Consider the following 18,586-nt stretch of genomic DNA (forward strand, 5'->3'; position numbering starts at 1 on the left):
GGGCGGGTGCTGGTGGCTTTGGGCAACGTCCTACACTCCATTCAGAAGCGACAGGCTGCCTTTTTAAAATCGCCACACCTATAGTCTCTCGGTCGCTCACACAGCGACCGGGTTTGGCGACTCGACGATAAATCGATAGAAACTCCCCTATGTATTTGCGGGATGCTTCTGCGCGCAATAAGCTGCTCGACGGTAGCTGTGCGCGGGAGACCTTCGGGTCTGCCGGTTTTTCCGATTGTCCCGGTTCGCCAACCTGCGTACAGCTGCCACCCTTTTGTTTGGCGACAAATGTGTGGTTGCTCTCCTCTGACAACCGGAGTTTTACACATGAACCAATACATTGCCCTCACCAGCAACGACAGCGCCACTCCTGCCCTTTTTGTCGATACCACCGTGCCGCTGGAAATACTCCTCGACGCCGCGACCTATCGACTTCGTGCCGTTACACAAGTCCTTGAGAACCTTGCTCTACGTAGTGAAATCAGTAGTGATGCGGTGGTGCTCAGTGATTTTGCACTGCTCTGCTCAATTCCGCTGCGGGACGGGTGCGATTTGCTCGATGTGATTGGACGACGGATGGATGTGCCGAGCGCGTGACCTAAGAAATCTACGTTCTCAAACTTAAAAACTACAATCCCTCTGTTTTCCTCTCAAACCAGAGGGATTGTTTGCTTCGAATTTGGTAGTGAAGAGAAAATCAAATAAATCCATCACCTTTTTCCTAGTCACCTTTTTCCTAGTCACCTTTTTCCTAGAATATTCGGTGATAAACGGCTGAATGTAGTAGCCATGCGGGTTACAAGGGTGCTCCACGTTTCATACACATTTTACGTACAGCGTTATCCACAGGCAGTGCGTTGCTAAGCCCCCAAAAACGCATTATCTTGTGTTCAGACGCAAAAAAAACCCTACATGTAGGGGTTAGCGTTGGCCGTGCCCTAACATGGGCAGGTAAGAAGACAGCGGGTGATTACGCTTCGTTTTTCCGGACAGAACGTAATCACTCGCCCACTCAAGCCAGCGGTTTGTTGTAACCCGACCTGAGAGTCGGCATTAGAGCGAATCACTACCCCATCGTCAAACGATGGATTGTGAAACCTGCTCAACGGTGCCTTTTTTCAGGCGGGCAAATCCCACTGAGATAGGTACCGCTATCATGAGCAAAAACACTAAGCAATCATCGCCGAAGGTCGCCACCCTGGCGTCTGAAACCCTTCGCGATCCTAACGCCTCAGCCATTGCGAAAAGCTTAGCAGCATCTGCGCTCTCCCAATCCTGTTCTGCAAAGGAGACAGGGAAAGCAATGGAGACAAAGGCCTCGCAGGTTCTGCAATCCGAGAAGTACAGCGATACCACGAAGACGCTCGCTGCGTCTGTCCTATCTCAATCTGACAAATCGCGATAAGGAGAGACGATATGGCTCTGTATTTTTTGGAATATGACCTACGAAAGCAACGCAACTATAAGCCTCTGTATGACATGCTAGCGACATTTGGCGCGGTGCGTATCCTTGAGTCTCTCTGGTGCTTCAATCGCGACAACACCAGTGCAGTTGGCCTCCGAGACTACTTTAGGACGCTAATAGATAGTGATGACGGAATCGTCGTATCTCAGGTGCTAGATTGGGCAACCTTCAATACCCAAGGAACGCCCGCCCAGTTGAAGTAGAGAATCGGATTGAGCCCCGACGTCTGGGGCTCTTTTCATCATCAACCAATGCCAGCACAAACCTCACAAATAACAGCCCCCTGAACTGGCTCCTAATCAAAAAGGAGGCCAACCAGATCACGATTAAAAAAGGATAGTTCGTACAATGGCAGGCTTAAGGCTCAAAAGGCCCCGGGACCAAACCATGCGAAACCTGAGTGGGGAAACAGAATACGCAGAATGCAAAAAGGCCCCATTTATGGGGCCTTTAGGTATCAATATGGCGGTGAAGGAGAGATTCGAAAGTACCCGCACCCTCGATCGCTGAGCCGAGGCCCCGGAATACAAGGGCTCCAGCGGTGCCAGTTGCGCGAAAGTATTCCCACGCCATTCCCATGGGCCTCAGCTTACACCGCGTTACGCGTGCGCATCACACGTAGAGGGGGCCAGAATCCGAAATCTGGAGGGGGGTAAAAAAAAGAGTAACATTAGTAATCTTGACCGCTTTTAACGCTCAAACCATTGAAATTAAAGGGTTTTTAGTTTCATCCAAAAGGTAATCTTTAAGTAATATTGAAGTAATCTGATTACTCTTTATAAATGTAATTCTCATATTTATAAAACCCCTTTAAAAACAACAACTTGAAAAATAATTACCTTTTCAATTACTTCTCTGTTACTCCTTTTTGTAATACCGAACCCCACGGAATACGCGGCCTCCAGCCCATTCCCGGGAGGTGGTTACTGAAATTACTCTTTTTGAGATACCCCCCCTCTACCTCCACAGCAAAGCCTCCAGACCTTTCAAAGAAATCCCCCCTCGGTGCAGGGTTCCGCAGGCTTTCGACCTCCCCACAACGCCCAGCAGAGCCCCAGCCTGGCCACCTGCAAATGGTCCGCAGGTGCGCAGAAAAAACGACCCATTTAGCCCGCAGGCGAGGTGGGGGGATGACGGCGCGCGCCAGGGTGAAGCACGTCAACTCCCCCGACCTGAGTTTTGTGGCACGCCACAACCCCACCCGACAAACGCCCATGCAAGGGTGACTCTGATCACCTCCCCCCTACGGCCATCGCCCGTATTTGCTGGGCCGAACAGCCCTTATTGCTTGTCGTGACACCCCGTAAGTGCTATGTTGAAGTGGGTTTTTTCATGCTAAAGAACGACAGACTTTCGTTCATCCGAGCAGGATTTTTCTATCCCAAAGACCCCTTTCACGAGCAGCAAAAAGCCGCCTCATGGGCGGCTCAATGTTTTGCAGAGAACGTATCGGAGAGTATCTAGGCGATGTGCAGTTAAAGCCTGCCGCGCGAGTGCCAGCCGGGGTCTATGACCCGTATGCGCAAGCCGTGATGCTCTACCAATGCAGTCTGGTTAGAATAGCCCCCCCAGTGCCGCCGGCTCCCAGTTCATAATGACCAGCTCTCCACTGACCTCGGCCTTCCCCTGCCGCTGATTGGTAGTGCTGTACCGAATGTCCACCGTCTCAAAGTGGAATCCTTCAAACACCCTTCGAATATCCGGGTGGTCGTTGATGCTGACCATCACCTTGCCCTTGCACCGCCGCATGAAGTCGGCCATCCGTTCATAGTTCTCAAACGGAAAATCCACTCCATAACCAGCGGTCTGCCAGTAAGGTGGGTCCATGTAATGGAAGGTGTGCGGTCGGTCGTAGCGTTCAGCGCACTCAAGCCAACCCAGGTTCTCGACATAGGTACCGGAGAGGCGCTGCCAAGCTGCCGACAGGTTCTCTTCGATCCGCAGCAGGTTGATGGCCGGGCCGGTGGTGGCAGTACCGAAGGTCTGCCCGCTGACCTTGCCAGCGAAGGCATGGTGCTGCAGGTAGAAAAACCGCGCAGCCCTCTGGATGTCGGTGAGTGTTTCCGGTCTGGTCATCTTCTGCCATTCGAACACCTGGCGAGAGCTGAGCGCCCACTTGAACTGGCGCACAAACTCCTCCAGGTGGTTCTGCACCACGCGATACAGCGTAACCAGATCGCCGTTGATGTCATTAAGGACTTCAACCGGGGCGGCCTGGGGCCGCATAAAGTAAAGCGCGGCGCCGCCGGCAAAGACCTCGACGTAACATTCGTGAGGTGGAAACAGCGGGATAAGGCGATCTGCCAGGCGACGCTTGCCGCCCATCCACGGGATAATTGGTGTGCTCATTAAGTGATCCTTGTTTCGACAATTGGATTCGCTTAGGCTTCGCACCCCCTGCGCAGTGGGGCGAGGCCTTGGTTGGAGCACTCGGCACGTTCGAGTGATTCAGCGTCGAGCGGGTGTTAGCGCACCAGCTCGTCGCCTCGTTTACTGCGCGGGGGTACTATTTCTCCCCCGCTCCAAGTTCAAAGGGCTTGAAGCGCACGACCTCCTCGCCAACCCAATCATTGAGAAGGGCCAGGCGTGTCTGAATCGGCTCAAGCTCCAGGGTGGCCCAGACCTCCCCCGCTTCCTTCGGCGAGCCAAAGCCGCCGGCGTTTTTCGGCACGATGCCCATCAGCTGGGGATAAACCCGCAAGGCGGCAAGAACGTCGCCCTGGGTCTGGTCCTTGATCGAGTTGAATTCGTCTTTCGCTGACACCTCGCTAACCGGTATCAGTTGAATGCCCTCCTTCTTCCCATTCGGCGCGTACACAAACAGGTTGCGGAAGTTGCCCGGCCCCTTGGAGTTTTTCAAAGCCGTGCGCAGATCGTCGATGTCGGACTCGTTTTGCGCCGCGTCCGTCATGTACAAGATGAAACCAGCATGACTACCGTTTTCGTAATACTTGCGGCGGAACAGCGTCGCCGACTGATTCAACAGCGCCGATTGCAGCGCACACAGCCACTCCGGTAACCCGTAAATTTCCTGGTGCAGATCCAGCTCACGCAAATGGAACACGCTGCCCTGGTCGAACTCGTGCTCATTCTTCCAGCCCTGTACCTGGAAATAGCGCTCGTCCTTCCCGACCCGCATGTACTTCGCCAGCGGGGGCTTCAGCGCCACGGTCGAGCCCAGCAAAGAGCGCCGCGCCTCCACATACCCATTGCCCAATGCCAGGTAATCCTGCGCGTACTGGTCGAACGCCTCGCGGCTCAGCATCTTGTGCGGGATGAACGTGCGGGTCAGTTGGTTACGCTTGAATCGCAGCCCCGAGTCGAGGTGAACGCTGGCCTTAACCGACCGGGCAAGTCCATCCAGCGACAATGGCGGCTCATACCAGCGCCCGTTAAACCAGCACTCCAACGAATCAAATATCTCCCTGGCCGACAACACTGACTCCGGCTCGCCGAACGTGAATGCCACCGACTTGTGGTCACTTGCCGCCTGCTCAGTGGCAACCGCCACCTCATTGTTTATACTCATCAAAAAAGCTCCATCAGCCCGGTATTGGCAGCCGTCTGCCCTTCGAGCGGTTCGTGGTGTAGTGCATGGAAAAGAGCCCAGGCCAGGTCGGCGTGGCCGGTGGATTCGCTACGCCCGGCGGTATAGGTGAACTGTCGGCCGCTGGCGGTGATGGTTTTACGGATCGCCATCAGTGATTGCGCGAAGTCCGTCCAGCCGGCGTCGAACTCCAGTCGGCCCTTGTTGATCACGTCATAGGCCTTCATCACCAGGCGCGACTTCACCTCTGGCGAATAGCTGAACGTTGTCAGTCCGGGAAAGAACTGCCGCACCAGCTGCGCCACACCAGAACCCATGCCTGTTACGTCGATACCGATATAGGTGACCCAATAGCGCTGGGTCACCATGCGGATGGACTCAGCCTGCGCCGCGAAATCCATGCCCCGGAACTGGTGCCGCTCAATGACCCGGAACTTACCGCCCGGCACCATCGGCGGCGCTACGACCACCAGACCAGAGCTGTCGCCCGTTTCAGCCGGGTCATAGCCCAACCACACCTGGCGGTCTGCAAGCGGGCGCGGCGCCAATGGTTTGTAGTCCTCGGCCCAGTTAACCCAGCTGTCCACCATGCACGACTGCAACATCGACAGAGGGAAGATGCTCGCCCCGTCGTCCACGAACTGGCACATCAGCAGGTTCTGGAAGGCCTCGGCGTCATACTCCTGCCGCAGCTCTTCAAGGTCGAACAGATCACAGCCGCGCTGCTCAGCGTCCAGAATCGTGACGATCTGCCGCCACACCTTGTCCTCGCACAAACGTCCCTGCTGCAGGGCATCGTGGGAAACATCGACCGAAATACGATTGGCAGCGGGTTTGCCCTTGTTGAATCGCTCACCCGTCCAGAACGTGTATGCCTCGTGAGCCATGCTCGACGGCGTGCTGAAGTAGGTACGGCGGTATTGCTTTTGCATCGCCATACCCGAGGCGACTTTGTTCAGTTCCTTGAACTTGAACGTCCAGAAGAATTCGTCGAAGTAGAAATTGCCGTGGTAGCCCTGGGCGGTGCGGGCATTGGTGCCCAGGAAGTGCAGCTCGGCGCCATTCGCCAGCGTGATGGGATCGCCAGTCAGCTCAACGCCGACGACTTCCCTGGCAAAAGACTGAATATACGACTTGAAAATGTGAGCCTGATTCTTCGAAGCCGACAGGAAAATCTGGTTACGGCCCGTGGTCAGGGCATCAATCAACGCCTCACGGGCGAAGTAGAAAGTCGCCCCGATCTGCCGGCTTTTCAGGATGGCCCTGGTGCGCTGATTGCCAGCCTTGTACCAATCCAACTGATAGCCGAAGCACCCATCGACAAACGCCTGAGTGAGCAGCTCGATATGCTCCTCGCTGAACTCATTGCGACTCGGCTTTTTCTTCGGCCCGCTGTTGCGGTCATTCAGTTTCGGGTTTAGCTCAGACTCGGTACCGCCGCCCTTGAACCGCTCAATACGGGCCTGGCGCTCCAACTGCCGGTGGAGCAGATCAATTTCTTTGAAGTCGCCGCTGGTCTTGCCGTCCTTCAGGATCAGCTGCACCAAACGCGCCTCCAGCGCCCCGCCGATGCGTTCGACGTTATCAGCCCGGTCCCATTCGTCACGGGCCTTCCAGCTGTGGACGGTCTTCTCTTTTTCGTCCAGGTACTCGGCAATTTCGGTGATGCGCCAACCCGTCCAGTACAAAAATTTGGCCTGGCGACGGTTATCACGGACGGGAATTTCAGCGAGAGCATTCATGGCGCAGATGCTGCCTCCCGCGCGCGTGGTACACCCGCTCTGCTCCCTGTAAAGCCTTGCTCTACAAGTGCGGCTCGTTGCCCGCGAGGCCACAGCTGCCGACCATGCCCACATCGCAACGGCAGTTCGCCGCCACCGCACTGAGGACTCCCCATGGCCAGCAGCACCAAACAGAAATTCCGCTCCAAGTGGACCCGCATTGCCGTAGAAGGCGCGACCACCGATGGCCGCATCATCGAGCGGAGCTGGATTGACGACATGGCCTCGCAGTACAGCCAGAACACCTATGGCGCTCGCATCAACTGCGAACACATCAAGGGTTACTGGCCCGGCGGCGAGTTCGGCGCTTATGGCGACGTAGTGGCGCTCAAGGCTGAAGAAGTCGAGATTGCCGGCATCAAGAAATTGGCGTTGTTCGCCCAGCTCGAACCCAACGATGCATTGCTGGCTTTGAACAAGGCCGGTCAGAAGGTCTACACCTCGGTCGAGATCCAGCCCAAGTTTGCCGATAGCGGCAAGGCCTACTTGGTCGGCCTCGCCATCACTGACACCCCAGCCAGCCTGGGCACCGAAGCCCTGAGCTTCAGCGCTACACACGGCACCTTGGCCGGACGCAAACAGGACAAAGACAACCTGTTCAGCGCTGCTGAGGAAGCCTTACTCGAATTCGAAGAAGTCACCGACCAGCCGAGTGCTTTTGCAGCAATCAAGGCCAAGCTCGGTGAGTTCATCAAACTGAGCAAGGACAAGGATGGCAAGGACGCCAACACTTTCTCCGACATCGGTGAAGCGCTGGAAAGCCTGGTAACCCTCGCCACCCAGCAGGCTGAGCAAGCCGACGCTTCAAGCAAGGCCTTGGTCGATCTGAAAAAGCAGTTCACCAGCCTGGATACCGAGCTGAAAGAGCTCAAAACCAAGCTCGGGCAAACCGCTGACCTCAGCCAGCCACAGCGCCCGCACAGCACCGGCGGTGCAGGCACCGTACTGACTGCTTACTGAACCCACGGCCCAACACCGACAAGCCTATTCACCGGAGAACACCCCCATGCGTAAAGAAACACGCTTTGCCTTCGCCGCCCTGGCCGTGCAGATCGCCCTGCTCAACGGCGTAGCCAGTGCCCACGAAAAATTCAGCGTCGACCCCAGCATCCAGCAAAAACTGGAAGTTGCGGTGCAGGAATCCGATGGTTTCCTGAAACAGATCAACATCATTGGCGTCGACGAGCAGTCCGGCGAGGCCCTGCTGCTGGGTGTCAATGGCCCGGTTGCAAGCCGCACAGATACCTCCGGTGGCACCCCTCGCAGCCCATTGAGCCGTAGCACGCTGAGCAAGGACAGCTACGTCTGCAAGCAGACGAACTTCGATAGCGCGTTCCCATATGCCCTGCTGGATGCCTGGGCCAAGTTTCCCGACTTCCAAGTCAAGCTGAGCAACGCGATCATCCTGCGCCAGGCACTAGACCGCATCATGATCGGTTTCAACGGTACCAGCGCCGCTGCGACCACCAACCGCGCCGCTAACCCACTGTTGCAAGACGTCAACATCGGCTGGCTGCAAAAAATCCGCATCAGCGCCGACGACCGCGTGCTCGATGCTGCCACCATCGGCCCCCGCAAGGTCATCAAGGTTGCGGGTGTCGACACCGTATTCGAGGGCGATTACGCCAACCTCGACGGCCTGGTGTTCGACGCCATCCAGATGCTCGACCCATGGCACCGCACCCGCCCGGATCTGCGCGTCATGGTTTCCCGCAACCTGATGCACAGCAAACTGCTGGCAGCCGTGGAAAAGGGCGCCGACTCCAACCAGGAAGAAAACGCCGCTCAAGAGATTGTCAGCCGCGCCCGTTTGGGTGGCCTGCCGGTCGTCGACGCCCCGTTCTTCCCGGATAACACCGTCCTGGTCACCACCCTCAGCAACCTCTCGATCTACTACCAAAACGGTGCCCGCCGTCGCCACTTGAAAGACGAACCCGAGCTGGATCGTGTCGCCGACTACCAGTCCTCCAACGAAGCCTACGTGATCGAAGACTTCGGCCTGGTCGCACTGGTGGAAGGCATCACGGCCGTCAACTATCCAGCACCGACCGAGGCCTAAGAGGCGCGCCATGCACCAGACACCAGCCCAACGTAACCAGCTGCGCAAACGCGCAGCCATTGAGTCCGCCGCAACTGCGCCGGCCACTTCAATGGAAGGCGCTACTGCCTACGAGCACCAGTTGGCCCAACTGGCCCAGCACCGCGCGCGCCTCAAGCAGGTGCAGTCCAACCAGGGCAAAGCTGAACTCAAGGCGCTGCTGATCCCTGAGTACGAGCCCTACGTGCAAGGTGTGCTGGACGCTGGCAACGGTGCCCAGGACGAAGTCCTGACCACGATCATGCTCTGGTGTATTGACGCGGGCGGCTACGGCGGGGCGCTGACGATTGCTGACTACGTCATCAAGCACGGTCTGAAAATGCCGGACCGCTTCGAACGTACCACCGGCACCTTGATCGCCGAGGAAATCGCCGAAGCCGCCCTCAAGGCGCAAAAGGCTGGCGATCGTTTTCCACTGGAGTTCCTAGAGGAAGCCCAGCGCATCACTGCTGAACAGGACATGCCCGACCAGGCTCGCGCCAAGTTGCACCTGGCGCTTGGCAAGGCACTGGCAGCCATTCCTGATGATTCGGCTGCCGACAACCTGGTAGCCCTGGCAGAGGCCAAGCAGCACCTGGCCAAAGCCATCGATCTGCACAGCAACTGCGGCGGCAAAAAAGATTTGGAGCGCGTCGAGCGTCTCCTCAAAAAACACACTGCCCCAGGCAGTTAACCGAGCGTCCCCACGCACCCCGCCGGCTCGGGGCGGATCGGCCAGGCCGCTCCTCCTGAACGTGAAGCCCCGACCACCGGCGATCTATCGGAGCAGTCATGAATACCGCCTTCGCCAACCTCTACCAGGGTGATTTCACTCCTTCTGAATCCGAAAGGCGCCTGTTTGCTGCGGCTGAACAGTACATCGCTGAGACAGAGGCTTACGACCGCACCGTCTGCACCGGCCCCATCAAGCAAGGCGCCATCATGCCGGCTAACTCGCACGAGCGTGGGCTGGTGAACCGCAACGCTATGCGGGCGATGGACAATCTCTGCACACGACACCCCGAATTCACCAGGCAGCAGATCCTGCGCGAAGTTTCCCGCGCAGACATCCGAGGCCCTTCCCTTTGAGCGCATTTGTAGCCAGCGGCCCAGTCAGCGGCGGTCATATCAATACCGACCCGTTCTGGCCCTCAATCGACCTTGAGCAGCTGCGCGCCACCCTGCGCATTGACAGCAGCGTCAGCCCCGCACGCCTTGAAACTGCCGTAATCGCCGCAGCCATCAATCTCAACCGTGAATTGAAGTCGTGGAAAGCCAAACAACTGGCGGCTGGCTACGCCACGTTGACGGAAGTACCCGACGACAAGATCAAAGATGTATCGGTCCAGGCCCACCTGTATCGCCGCGCGATCGAGGCCGGTACCGGCGCCGAAGTCTGCGAGCGGTACCGCGACTACAGCGCAACCAACACCGGCACCGATAAAGCAGAAGAAACAGCCCCGACCATCGACGACTACCGCCGCGATCTGCGCTGGGCCGTGCGTGACTTCCTCGGTTTAAGCCGCACCACCGTGGAGTTGATCTGATGCCCATCGCTGTCCGCACGAACCAAAACGACACCGTTGACGCCCTCTGCTGGCGTTTCTACGGCCGCACTGCTGGCGTCACCGAGGCCGTGCTTGAAGCCAACCCCGGCCTGGCTGACTACGGCCCCATCCTGCCGCACGGCCTTGTCGTCAACATGCCCGAAGCCCAAACCAGCGCGCCCCAGCGGCAGATGGTGCAGCTATGGAACTGACCCTCTGCAACCAAGGAAACCCACACCATGGCTGATCCGACTTCCAGCGTTGTGTCTGGCCTGCTCATTGGCTTGGGCCTGGCCAGCGTCACGCCAGTCATCGATGACGGGGCGCTATTCGGCGCCATCCTCGGTGCCTGGCTGGTTACCAGCACCAAGCGTGACCTGAAGGTCTGGCAACGGCTGGGCTCACTATTCCTGTCCGCCGGCGTGGGCTACTTGTTCGCGCCAATGGCTTTACAGGCAATTCCGTTTATCACCAGCGGTGGCAGCGCCTTTCTCTGTGCCCTGGTGGTCATCCCAATCAGCATCAAACTGATGGTTTGGGTGGAAAAGGCGGATATCTGGGACATCTGGCGTCGCATCAGAGGGGGCACCTGATATGCAGAACATCGAACTGGCCGTGCAGTTGATCGCGGCAATCGCCTACCTGCTGAGTGCCTTGCGCCTTGCTTGCTACACCCGAGGCGATGCGCGGTACCGGCGCAGCATCTCGCTGCTGGCAAGCGTGTTTGGCGCCACGTTGTGCATCTGCGGTCTGGAGATCCTACTGGACCGCCAGCCAACCAGCCTCGGCCAGGCCGCTTCCATCGTGCTGCTCTGCATTCTGATTTTCCGTTCACGCGGCAACGTCGCCGCCCTGTTGAGGCCCAGCGCATGACCACCACCCTCCGCCACGGCGACCGTTCACAAGCGGTGCTGATGCTGCAAAAGAATCTCAACAAGAACGGTGCCAACGTCGTGCCGGACGGTGACTACGGCGACGCCACAGAAGCCGCCGTCCGCGCGTACCAGGTCAAAGTAGGCCTGGTCGCCGACGGCGTCGCCGGCACCAAGACTCAAGCCAGTCTTGCCGGTGGCGACTGCACCCAACTCCTCCGCAACAACGACCTGGTGGTCGCAGCCGAACGTCTCGGCGTACCGCTGGCGAGCATTTACGCGGTCAACGAAGTGGAATCCAAGGGCAAGGGCTTTCTCGACAACGGCAAGCCGATGATCCTCTTCGAACGCCACATCATGTACCGCCAGCTCGCCACACCTCGAAACGCAGGCGATGACCCGGACGAACTCAAGCGCCACGCCGGCCAGCTCGCTGTCGCCACACCTGCCCTGGTCAACCCGAAACCGGGTGGATACATAGGCGGCACCGCCGAACACCAACGTCTGGCAATGGCTCGCCTGATCGATGACACCGCCGCCCTGGAATCAGCGTCCTGGGGTGCCTTCCAGATCATGGGTTTCCACTGGAAGCGCCTCAACTATGCCAGCGTGCAGGACTTTGTGGCGGCAATGAGTGCCGGCGAATCACAGCAGTTTGAAGCCTTCACCCGCTTTATCGAGACCGACCCGGCGCTACACAAGGCCCTGAAAGCTCGTAAATGGGCAGAGTTCGCCAAGCTCTACAACGGGCCGGATTATCTGCGCAATCTCTACGACACCAAGCTCCAGCGCGCCTACGAGCGGCACGCCGGTTGCGAGTGTGGACAAGGAGTGGCGGCATGATCGACTTCGACGCGGTAGAAAAACTACGGGTACAGGACGGGGACGTGCTGGTGGTGCCTGCGTCGTCCGAACATGACGACATGCAGCTCCTGGCCGAGTCCATCCAGATAATGAACGGCGCCCGGGCCGTGGTCGTGCGCGGCCCTATCAAGCAGCTCGACACCGCGGCCATGAACAAGCTCGGCTGGTACCGCGCGTGAGCGTTCTGCGCCAGGCGCTGTATGGCATCGCCCTGCTCGGCGCCCTGACGCTGCTGATCTGGGGTCAGGAAAAACGGATCGACATCGCCGAGGGCCAAACCCAATTGGCGAAAAATACGGCCAAGACGGCCCGCGATGACGCCGACCGCAACCTGGCGACCGCCAACACGCTTAGCACCACCCTTAAGCAGGAGCGCGATGCACAGAGCAACCTGCGCACTCAGCAGGACCAACTGCGCTTGAGCCTGGCGAAACGCGAGCGAACCATAGAGGAGCTGAAACGTGAAAACGACGAACTACGCAACTGGGCTGATCAGCCTTTGCCTGACGCTGCTCGCCGGCTGCGCGAGCGCCCCGCCATCACCGGCGCCGCCGCTTATCGTGACTGGCTGTCCGGCCGTAGTACCGTGCGTCCTGCCGGCGACCAGCCCACTCAGTAATGGCGACCAACTCACCGACCAAGACCGCGCCGAAGCCGCCTGGGCCGATTGCGCCGCCCAGGTAGACATGGTTTACAAACACCAGCAGGCCCAACCATGAACAAGCCCGAAAGCCTGCGCGCCCACCTGCTGGCCACCGTTGCCGAGTTCAAACACAACCCCGACCGCCTGCTGATCTTCATCGACAACGGCAGGGTTCGTTGCACCGCTGCCCATACCCTGTCGTTTGAATACAGCTTTGACCTGCAGATCATCCTCACCGAGTTCGCCGGCCACCCTGACAGCGTGATCCTGCCGATTCTAGGTTGGCTCAGCGTCAATCAGTCCGAGATGCTGGAAAACCTCGACAAGGTCAAAAACGGCATTCAGTTCGAAGCCGACATCCTGGACAAGAACAAGGTGGACCTCAGCATCACCCTGCAGCTGACAGAGCGCGTCGTCGTGGGCAATGACGACCAGGGCAACACCACCGTCAAACATCCTAACGAACCGCAGCGAGTGGCCGGCTATCTCGATCCGAACTGGAAACCAGGGGCACATGGCAACACCAGTGAGTGGATAGTGCCCGATGGCAAGTAACTTGGAAGCACTGGAGGACTGGGCGGGAGTGCTGCTGGCTCGGTTGGAGCCAGGAGAGCGAAGCAAACTGGCCCGGACCATCGGCCAGGAGTTGCGTCGTAGTCAGCAGAAGCGCGTGGTGGCTCAGCAAAATCCGGACGGGAGCAAGTTTGCACCGCGTAAGCAGCGGAACCTGCGCGGTAAGCAGGGCCGTATTCGTCGCAAGCTGGCGATGTTCAAGAAGCTACGTACAGCGTCATACCTCAAGGTCCGTGGCGATAGCAACGCCGTAACGGTTGGGTTCACCGGGCGTATCGCTCGGATTGCCAGGGTTCACCAGTATGGTTTGAAGGATCGTGCAGAGCCTGGCGCTCCTGACGTGCGTTACGAACAGCGGGAGGTTTTGGGCTTCACCGACGCTGACCTCGAACTGATTCGCGACGGCCTGCTCGCACACCTGACACTGTAACTACCCTTCCTACAAGGCAACGAAGCTGCACCCGCACGCGCGTGGCGCCACCATCGGCGCCATGAACGACTTCGCCGCCCTCTCCCGCATGCTCGAAAACCTCATCCGCTTCGGCGTCATCGCCGCCGTGCAGATGGAGCCCCCGCGCGTGCAGGTTAAAACCGGAACACTAACCACTGCCTGGCTGCCATGGCTCGCCCTGCGCGCCGGATCTGACCGCGAGTGGGACCCGCCGACCGTCGACGAGCAGGTGATCTTATTCAGCCCGTCCGGCCAACTCGCCAATGGCATAGTCATCACCGGCTTGCCCAGCGATCACATCCCCGCCAACGGCAACCGCCCCGGCCTGCACCGTCGCACCTACGCCGACGGCACGGTGATCGAGTACGACAGCGTGGCCCATCACCTCAGCGCGACCCTGGCCGAGGGCGGTACCACCAACCTGGTCAGCACGGGCGGCATCAATCTCGTCGGCGATATCACGCACAAAGGCAACTACACCCAAACCGGCAACCAGAACGTCACCGGCACTGTGACCGTCTCCACTGACGTGATCGCGGCCAACATCAGCCTGGTCAACCACCCGCACGGCGGCGTGATGCCAGGCAGCGGCAAGACAGGGAAACCAGAATGAACCGAGAAACCGGCGCAGCCATCGGCACCCTGGATCACATCAGCCAGTGCATCACGGACATCCTCACCACCCGTATCGGAACCCGAGTGATGCGCCGCGAATACGGCAGCTTGCTTCCCGAACTGGTGGACCACCCCTTCAACGACGTCACCCGCCTGCGGGTATACGCGGCCACTGTCATGGCGCTAATGCGCTGGGAATCCCGTATCAGTTTGAGCCGCGTGCAATTTACTGGCGCGAACCTGCTCGGCCAGGCAGCTATTGAGCTGGAAGGCAGCGTGGTCGACACGAATCAACCTTTAAGCCTCAGCGTGCCGCTACAACTTGGGGGCAGTGTATGAACAGCTTCGCCGCCATCGACCTCAGCCAGTTGCCTCCCCCACAGATCGTCGAACAAATCGACTTCGAACAGATCCTGGCCGAGCGCAGGACCTACATGATCAGCCTATGGCCGATCGAGGAACAGGCAGAAATCGCCACACGCCTGGAGATGGAATCCGAGCCGTTGACCAAACTGCTGCAGGAGAATGCCTACCGCGAAACCATCTGGCGGCAGCGAGTGAATGAGGCGTCCCTGGCCAACCTGCTCGCGACCGCACGCGGGCCCGACTTGGAGCAACTGGCCGCCAACTTCAACGTCAAGCGCCTGGTGATTCAGGAAGCACGCGCCAATACCACTCCTCCCATCCCCAAAATTATGGAAGGCGACGACAGCCTGCGCGAGCGGGCGCAAATGGCCTGGGAAGGTTTAAGCACCGCCGGCCCACGCAACAGCTACATCTTTCACGCTCGCGGGGCTGACGGCCGGGTGGCCGATGCCACCGCCGAAAGCCCGTCGCCAGCAGTGGCCGTGGTGACGGTGCAAGCCCTGCTAGGTGATGGCTCGGCCCCTGCCGACCTGCTCGCAGCCGTCAAAATCTACCTCAGCGACGATGACCGTCGGCCAGTTGCCGACCGCTTGACCGTGCAAGGCGCGGAAATCATTCCGTACCAGGTAAAGGCCAAGCTGTACTCACTCTCCAGCGGGCCGGAAATCGAACCAATCCTTGCAGCGGCTGAAAAGCGTTTGCTGGCCTACGTCAACCAGCGTCGACGCCTTGGGATGGAGGTGACGGAATCCGCGCTCCACGCTGCCGCACATGTTGAGGGCGTGCGCAAGGTCGAGCTGGAAGGCTGGACCGATATCGTCGCCACCAAAGCCCAGGCGCCCTACTGCACTGGCGTCACCGTTACCCGTGGTGTTGAGTAATGAGCGGCCAACTGCTGCCGGGAAACGCCACCGCGTTGGAACGACAGGCGGCTCAGGCGCTCGCGCAAATCCAGCGCGTTCCCATACCACTGCGACAGCTGTGCAACCCCGACACCTGCCCCATTCAATTACTCCCGTATTTGGCGTGGGCATTTTCCGTCGACCGCTGGGACAGCAAGTGGACCGAAGCCGCGAAACGCACCGCCATTCGCTCATCCCATTACATCCACTCACGCAAAGGCACCATCGGCGCCCTGCGCCGTGTGGTTGAGCCACTTGGCTACCTGATTGAGGTGCTGGAGTGGTGGCAAACCTTCCCCGAGGGCGTGCCGGGGACGTTCGCCATCAAGGTTGGCGTGCTGGACACCGGTATTACGGAGGAGATGTATCAGGAACTTACCTGGCTGATCGACGACGCGCGACCTGTAACGCGGCACCTGACCGGGCTGGCAATCACGCTTTCCACCAGTGGCGTCATGAACCTCGCAGCAGGCCTTTACGAAGGCGATGAAATCGACATTTACCCGCCGATCCTCCGCGACATTGAAGTGACCGGCACCTTTGGCCATGTCGGCCGTGACCATCAAATTGAAACCCTGGACGTTTACCCATGATCGATCAAAACAGCCAGTTCTTTGCCATTCTCACGGCCGTGGGCGAAGCCAAGCAAGCCAACGCTGATGCCCTGGGCATCGCGTGGACAATCTCTCAAATGGGAGTCGGCGACGCCAACGGCACAGAGCCAATCCCATCGCGAACTCAAACCCGTTTGATCAATGAGCGCCGCCGCGCGCCGCTCAACCAACTGAAGGTTGACCCGACAAACGCAAGCGTCATCGTGGCCGAGCAGGTCATTCCCCCGGACGTTGGCGGATGGTGGATCCGGGAAATCGGTCTGTACGACGTCGACGGGGATTTGGTAGCTGTCGCCAACTGTGCACCCAGCTTCAAGCCCCTGCTGAATCAAGGCACCGGTAAAACTCAGATCGTGCGGCTGAATATCATCGTCACCAGTACGGCCAACGTTCAGTTGAAAATTGACCCTGCCGTGGTGCTCGCTACCCGCGAGTTTGTTGACTCCCGCATTGCCGAGGAACTGGACAAGCTCGACGGTAAAAACAGCGTGCGTGCGGCAACCACAGTGCCGATCACACTTTCCGGCACAAAAATGTTGGATGGTGTCGCAGTGCAAGTTGGTGACCGGGTGTTGGTCAAAGACCAGGTGCAAGGCAAGGACAACGGCATCTACCTGGTCGCCGCTGGTGCCTGGACGCGAACACGCGACGCCGACAGCAGCTCCGATGTCACGCCAGGACTGACCGTTACCGTCGAGCTGGGTGAAAAACAGGCCGATACCCTTTGGAAACTGGTGACTGACGCGCCCCTGGTGCTGGGTACCACGCCGCTGCTTTTCCAAAACGTCACCACGGGCTACAGCGGTACGTCCCCGCGCAACAGCGGCGGTGCCATCGTCCCTGCCGAAGCCGGCAAGATGATCTACTACTACGGCACCGAGGCTGGCCAGACGCTGAACCTACCCAGCGCCGCCGCACTGCCGGTAGGGGCTACGATCAATGTGCAGAACGTTTCCAGCGTTCCCATCACCATGGCGAAAGCTGGTACCGACACCATCCAAATCGGCGGCGTCGGCGGCTTGATCGATACCCTGGTGCTGTATCCAGGCAGTGAACTGGAGTTCACCTGCGTCAGTAATTACGAGTGGTTCGCCCAAGGGACCGGCGCACTGCACCGCATGAACGGCCTGCCGACACTTCCGGTGGGGACATCGAACGGTCAGCTCGCTAATGCTGAATTTGTCCAGCAAGAGCTGGCAGCGGAGCGAGGCAGCCTGTCGCCTTTGATGGACGGTGTGCCAGCACCAGGCGTGTCGGTGAAAAAGTCTCGAGAAGATCACCGGCACCCAATTGATACCAGCCGCGCGCCCCTGAATTCGCCGGCTCTGACGGGCATCCCAACAGCACCTACACCTGCCCTGGTCGTGAACAACTCGCAGATCGCAACGACTGCCTTCGTCGCGGCTGCGGTCGCAGCATTGGTGAACGCTGCACCTGGTGCGTTGGATACCTTGAATGAACTGGCCGCAGCGTTGGGCAACGATCCCAACTTTGCCGCGACTATGAACTACTACCTGTCGCTGAAAGCGCCGCTCGCAAACCCGGCGCTGACCGGGACGCCAACTGCGCCACTGGCTATTCAGTTCGACGACTCCAACCAGATCGCGACAACAGCCTTTGTGCGGCGTGCAGGTAACCAGTTCGGCGGCGTCAGCGCCTATACGGCGAGCGCTGCACTTCCCGCATCAGCGGCGGGAAAGCTCACTTATTTCTATGGGTCCGCCGTTAACCAAGCACTGACATTGCCGGTAGCCGCCGCGCTTCCAGTGGGGGCGATGATCCAGATTCAGAACCTGTCGCCAAACAACGTCAGCATCAATCGCGCGGGCACCGATAACGTCCAGATTGGCGGCTCAGTCCTTCCGACAGTGGTCATCCCAGGCGGCGCCGAAGCGGTGTTCACCTGCATCGGGCCAAGTGACTGGTTTGTCCAGGGTTCGGCGGTGCTGGACAAAATGGCCCATTTTGCCAGCCTGAAGTCGATCAATGGCTGGGAGAAATCGCCAAGCGGGATCATTCGTCAATGGGGCTTTGCCGCCAACGGAGACCAGAGCACTGGAACGTCGATCATCCTGCCGACCACCTACCCGAACGCCAACCTATCCACCGTGGTATGCGCCTATAACTCGACCGGTGACATCGACCACGCTTATGTCGGCGACATCTACACGAACTACTTCAACCTGTTTACCCAGTCGATGTCATCCAGCGGCGGGCCATGGGCGAACAACATCGTAGCGGCCCGCTGGGTCTCATACGGCTACTGAGG

At 58.9% G+C, this 18,586-nt stretch carries 23 protein-coding genes and 1 pseudogene; 21 read left to right on the forward strand and 3 right to left on the reverse strand.

Features of this window, described 5'->3' with window-relative positions; translation table 11 throughout:
- The first annotated feature begins 327 nt into the window (after positions 1–327).
- Both CLM72_RS20500 and CLM72_RS29345 read left to right on the forward strand, forming a co-directional pair.
- A complete protein-coding gene (locus CLM72_RS20500; protein WP_069868706.1) occupies positions 328–597 on the forward strand; it encodes a short-chain dehydrogenase in 270 nt (89 codons plus the stop codon).
- 559 nt (positions 598–1,156) lie between these two features.
- Positions 1,157–1,405 (forward strand): hypothetical protein, encoded by a 249-nt coding sequence (locus CLM72_RS29345; RefSeq protein ID WP_105227825.1) that lies wholly within the window; start codon positions 1,157–1,159, stop codon positions 1,403–1,405.
- 1,614 nt (positions 1,406–3,019) lie between these two features.
- Here the strand turns inward: CLM72_RS29345 and CLM72_RS20515 are convergent.
- The 3 genes from CLM72_RS20515 to CLM72_RS20525 all read right to left on the reverse strand — a co-directional run bounded on the left by CLM72_RS20515 (position 3,020) and on the right by CLM72_RS20525 (position 6,754).
- A complete protein-coding gene (locus CLM72_RS20515) occupies positions 3,020–3,814 on the reverse strand; it encodes a DNA adenine methylase (RefSeq protein WP_058410919.1) in 795 nt (264 codons plus the stop codon).
- A 157-nt stretch (positions 3,815–3,971) separates the two neighbouring features.
- Entirely contained in the window at positions 3,972–4,994 is a 1,023-nt protein-coding gene (locus CLM72_RS20520) for a phage portal protein (RefSeq protein ID WP_105227829.1), read from the reverse strand.
- Positions 4,994–6,754: a terminase ATPase subunit family protein gene (locus CLM72_RS20525; protein ID WP_105227831.1), complete on the reverse strand. Its 1,761-nt coding sequence runs from the start codon at positions 6,752–6,754 to the stop codon at positions 4,994–4,996. The genes CLM72_RS20520 and CLM72_RS20525 overlap by 1 nt, the downstream gene beginning before the upstream one ends.
- A gap of 153 nt (positions 6,755–6,907) precedes the next feature.
- Between CLM72_RS20525 and CLM72_RS20530 the strand changes: the two genes are divergently transcribed.
- The 19 genes and pseudogenes from CLM72_RS20530 (at position 6,908) to CLM72_RS29355 (ending at position 18,584) form a co-directional block, all read left to right on the forward strand.
- Complete coding sequence (locus tag CLM72_RS20530) at positions 6,908–7,753, forward strand: GPO family capsid scaffolding protein (RefSeq protein WP_105227833.1); 846 nt, start codon at positions 6,908–6,910, stop codon at positions 7,751–7,753.
- A 46-nt stretch (positions 7,754–7,799) separates the two neighbouring features.
- A complete protein-coding gene (locus CLM72_RS20535; protein ID WP_105227835.1) occupies positions 7,800–8,852 on the forward strand; it encodes a phage major capsid protein, P2 family in 1,053 nt (350 codons plus the stop codon).
- 10 nt (positions 8,853–8,862) lie between these two features.
- Complete coding sequence (gene gpM, locus CLM72_RS20540) at positions 8,863–9,564, forward strand: phage terminase small subunit (protein WP_105227837.1); 702 nt, start codon at positions 8,863–8,865, stop codon at positions 9,562–9,564.
- 98 nt (positions 9,565–9,662) lie between these two features.
- Positions 9,663–9,959, forward strand: a complete 297-nt coding sequence (locus CLM72_RS20545) for a hypothetical protein (RefSeq protein ID WP_105227839.1) — start codon at positions 9,663–9,665, stop codon at positions 9,957–9,959.
- Positions 9,956–10,417, forward strand: coding sequence for a head completion/stabilization protein (locus tag CLM72_RS20550; RefSeq protein ID WP_105227841.1), 462 nt, complete (start codon positions 9,956–9,958; stop codon positions 10,415–10,417). The genes CLM72_RS20545 and CLM72_RS20550 overlap by 4 nt, the downstream gene beginning before the upstream one ends.
- On the forward strand, positions 10,417–10,629 hold the full coding sequence (locus CLM72_RS20555) for a tail protein X (protein ID WP_105227843.1): 213 nt from the start codon (positions 10,417–10,419) through the stop codon (positions 10,627–10,629). Before CLM72_RS20550 ends, CLM72_RS20555 begins: the two co-directional genes overlap by 1 nt.
- Positions 10,630–10,656: 27 nt before the next feature.
- Entirely contained in the window at positions 10,657–11,010 is a 354-nt protein-coding gene (locus CLM72_RS20560; protein ID WP_019818195.1) for a putative holin, read from the forward strand.
- Between the two features lies 1 nt (position 11,011).
- A complete protein-coding gene (locus CLM72_RS20565) occupies positions 11,012–11,290 on the forward strand; it encodes a phage holin family protein (RefSeq protein WP_105227845.1) in 279 nt (92 codons plus the stop codon).
- A complete protein-coding gene (locus CLM72_RS20570; protein ID WP_105227847.1) occupies positions 11,287–12,132 on the forward strand; it encodes an N-acetylmuramidase family protein in 846 nt (281 codons plus the stop codon). The genes CLM72_RS20565 and CLM72_RS20570 overlap by 4 nt, the downstream gene beginning before the upstream one ends.
- Positions 12,129–12,332, forward strand: coding sequence for a hypothetical protein (locus CLM72_RS20575; RefSeq protein WP_105227849.1), 204 nt, complete (start codon positions 12,129–12,131; stop codon positions 12,330–12,332). The genes CLM72_RS20570 and CLM72_RS20575 overlap by 4 nt, the downstream gene beginning before the upstream one ends.
- Positions 12,329–12,772 (forward strand): Rz-like lysis system protein LysB, encoded by a 444-nt coding sequence (lysB, locus tag CLM72_RS29350; RefSeq protein WP_105227851.1) that lies wholly within the window; start codon positions 12,329–12,331, stop codon positions 12,770–12,772. Before CLM72_RS20575 ends, lysB begins: the two co-directional genes overlap by 4 nt.
- Positions 12,687–12,872 (forward strand): annotated as a pseudogene (lysC, locus tag CLM72_RS29105) (Rz1-like lysis system protein LysC); the annotation flags it as partial. The gene lysB and the pseudogene lysC, both read left to right, overlap by 86 nt.
- Positions 12,869–13,351, forward strand: coding sequence for a phage tail protein (locus CLM72_RS20585; RefSeq protein ID WP_105227853.1), 483 nt, complete (start codon positions 12,869–12,871; stop codon positions 13,349–13,351). The pseudogene lysC and the gene CLM72_RS20585, both read left to right, overlap by 4 nt.
- Positions 13,341–13,799 (forward strand): phage virion morphogenesis protein, encoded by a 459-nt coding sequence (locus CLM72_RS20590; RefSeq protein WP_105227855.1) that lies wholly within the window; start codon positions 13,341–13,343, stop codon positions 13,797–13,799. Before CLM72_RS20585 ends, CLM72_RS20590 begins: the two co-directional genes overlap by 11 nt.
- Positions 13,800–13,860: 61 nt before the next feature.
- Positions 13,861–14,433: a phage baseplate assembly protein V gene (locus tag CLM72_RS20595; RefSeq protein ID WP_105227857.1), complete on the forward strand. Its 573-nt coding sequence runs from the start codon at positions 13,861–13,863 to the stop codon at positions 14,431–14,433.
- Positions 14,430–14,774: a GPW/gp25 family protein gene (locus CLM72_RS20600; protein ID WP_105227859.1), complete on the forward strand. Its 345-nt coding sequence runs from the start codon at positions 14,430–14,432 to the stop codon at positions 14,772–14,774. The genes CLM72_RS20595 and CLM72_RS20600 overlap by 4 nt, the downstream gene beginning before the upstream one ends.
- Entirely contained in the window at positions 14,771–15,682 is a 912-nt protein-coding gene (locus tag CLM72_RS20605) for a baseplate assembly protein (protein ID WP_105227861.1), read from the forward strand. Before CLM72_RS20600 ends, CLM72_RS20605 begins: the two co-directional genes overlap by 4 nt.
- Positions 15,682–16,296, forward strand: coding sequence for a phage tail protein I (locus tag CLM72_RS20610; protein WP_105227863.1), 615 nt, complete (start codon positions 15,682–15,684; stop codon positions 16,294–16,296). Before CLM72_RS20605 ends, CLM72_RS20610 begins: the two co-directional genes overlap by 1 nt.
- Positions 16,293–18,584 (forward strand): phage tail protein, encoded by a 2,292-nt coding sequence (locus CLM72_RS29355; protein WP_256595215.1) that lies wholly within the window; start codon positions 16,293–16,295, stop codon positions 18,582–18,584. Before CLM72_RS20610 ends, CLM72_RS29355 begins: the two co-directional genes overlap by 4 nt.
- The last annotated feature ends 2 nt before the right edge of the window (positions 18,585–18,586 follow it).

Origin of the sequence: Pseudomonas sp. MYb193 (assembly GCF_002966775.1) — a bacterium.
In the GTDB taxonomy this organism is placed as follows: domain Bacteria; phylum Pseudomonadota; class Gammaproteobacteria; order Pseudomonadales; family Pseudomonadaceae; genus Aquipseudomonas; species Aquipseudomonas paracarnis.

Bases quoted from the DNA above. Each gene is read 5' to 3' on its own strand.
- CLM72_RS20500 (WP_069868706.1), top strand. From the start codon at position 328: ATGAACCAATACATTGCCCTCACCAGCAACGACAGCGCCACTCCTGCC.
- CLM72_RS29345 (WP_105227825.1), top strand. From the start codon at position 1,157: ATGAGCAAAAACACTAAGCAATCATCGCCGAAGGTCGCCACCCTGGCG.
- CLM72_RS20515 (WP_058410919.1), bottom strand. From the start codon at position 3,814: ATGAGCACACCAATTATCCCGTGGATGGGCGGCAAGCGTCGCCTGGCA.
- CLM72_RS20520 (WP_105227829.1), bottom strand. From the start codon at position 4,994: ATGAGTATAAACAATGAGGTGGCGGTTGCCACTGAGCAGGCGGCAAGT.
- CLM72_RS20525 (WP_105227831.1), bottom strand. From the start codon at position 6,754: ATGAATGCTCTCGCTGAAATTCCCGTCCGTGATAACCGTCGCCAGGCC.
- CLM72_RS20530 (WP_105227833.1), top strand. From the start codon at position 6,908: ATGGCCAGCAGCACCAAACAGAAATTCCGCTCCAAGTGGACCCGCATT.
- CLM72_RS20535 (WP_105227835.1), top strand. From the start codon at position 7,800: ATGCGTAAAGAAACACGCTTTGCCTTCGCCGCCCTGGCCGTGCAGATC.
- gpM (WP_105227837.1), top strand. From the start codon at position 8,863: ATGCACCAGACACCAGCCCAACGTAACCAGCTGCGCAAACGCGCAGCC.
- CLM72_RS20545 (WP_105227839.1), top strand. From the start codon at position 9,663: ATGAATACCGCCTTCGCCAACCTCTACCAGGGTGATTTCACTCCTTCT.
- CLM72_RS20555 (WP_105227843.1), top strand. From the start codon at position 10,417: ATGCCCATCGCTGTCCGCACGAACCAAAACGACACCGTTGACGCCCTC.
- CLM72_RS20560 (WP_019818195.1), top strand. From the start codon at position 10,657: ATGGCTGATCCGACTTCCAGCGTTGTGTCTGGCCTGCTCATTGGCTTG.
- CLM72_RS20565 (WP_105227845.1), top strand. From the start codon at position 11,012: ATGCAGAACATCGAACTGGCCGTGCAGTTGATCGCGGCAATCGCCTAC.
- CLM72_RS20570 (WP_105227847.1), top strand. From the start codon at position 11,287: ATGACCACCACCCTCCGCCACGGCGACCGTTCACAAGCGGTGCTGATG.
- CLM72_RS20575 (WP_105227849.1), top strand. From the start codon at position 12,129: ATGATCGACTTCGACGCGGTAGAAAAACTACGGGTACAGGACGGGGAC.
- CLM72_RS20585 (WP_105227853.1), top strand. From the start codon at position 12,869: ATGAACAAGCCCGAAAGCCTGCGCGCCCACCTGCTGGCCACCGTTGCC.
- CLM72_RS20590 (WP_105227855.1), top strand. From the start codon at position 13,341: ATGGCAAGTAACTTGGAAGCACTGGAGGACTGGGCGGGAGTGCTGCTG.
- CLM72_RS20595 (WP_105227857.1), top strand. From the start codon at position 13,861: ATGAACGACTTCGCCGCCCTCTCCCGCATGCTCGAAAACCTCATCCGC.
- CLM72_RS20600 (WP_105227859.1), top strand. From the start codon at position 14,430: ATGAACCGAGAAACCGGCGCAGCCATCGGCACCCTGGATCACATCAGC.
- CLM72_RS20605 (WP_105227861.1), top strand. From the start codon at position 14,771: ATGAACAGCTTCGCCGCCATCGACCTCAGCCAGTTGCCTCCCCCACAG.
- CLM72_RS20610 (WP_105227863.1), top strand. From the start codon at position 15,682: ATGAGCGGCCAACTGCTGCCGGGAAACGCCACCGCGTTGGAACGACAG.
- CLM72_RS29355 (WP_256595215.1), top strand. From the start codon at position 16,293: ATGATCGATCAAAACAGCCAGTTCTTTGCCATTCTCACGGCCGTGGGC.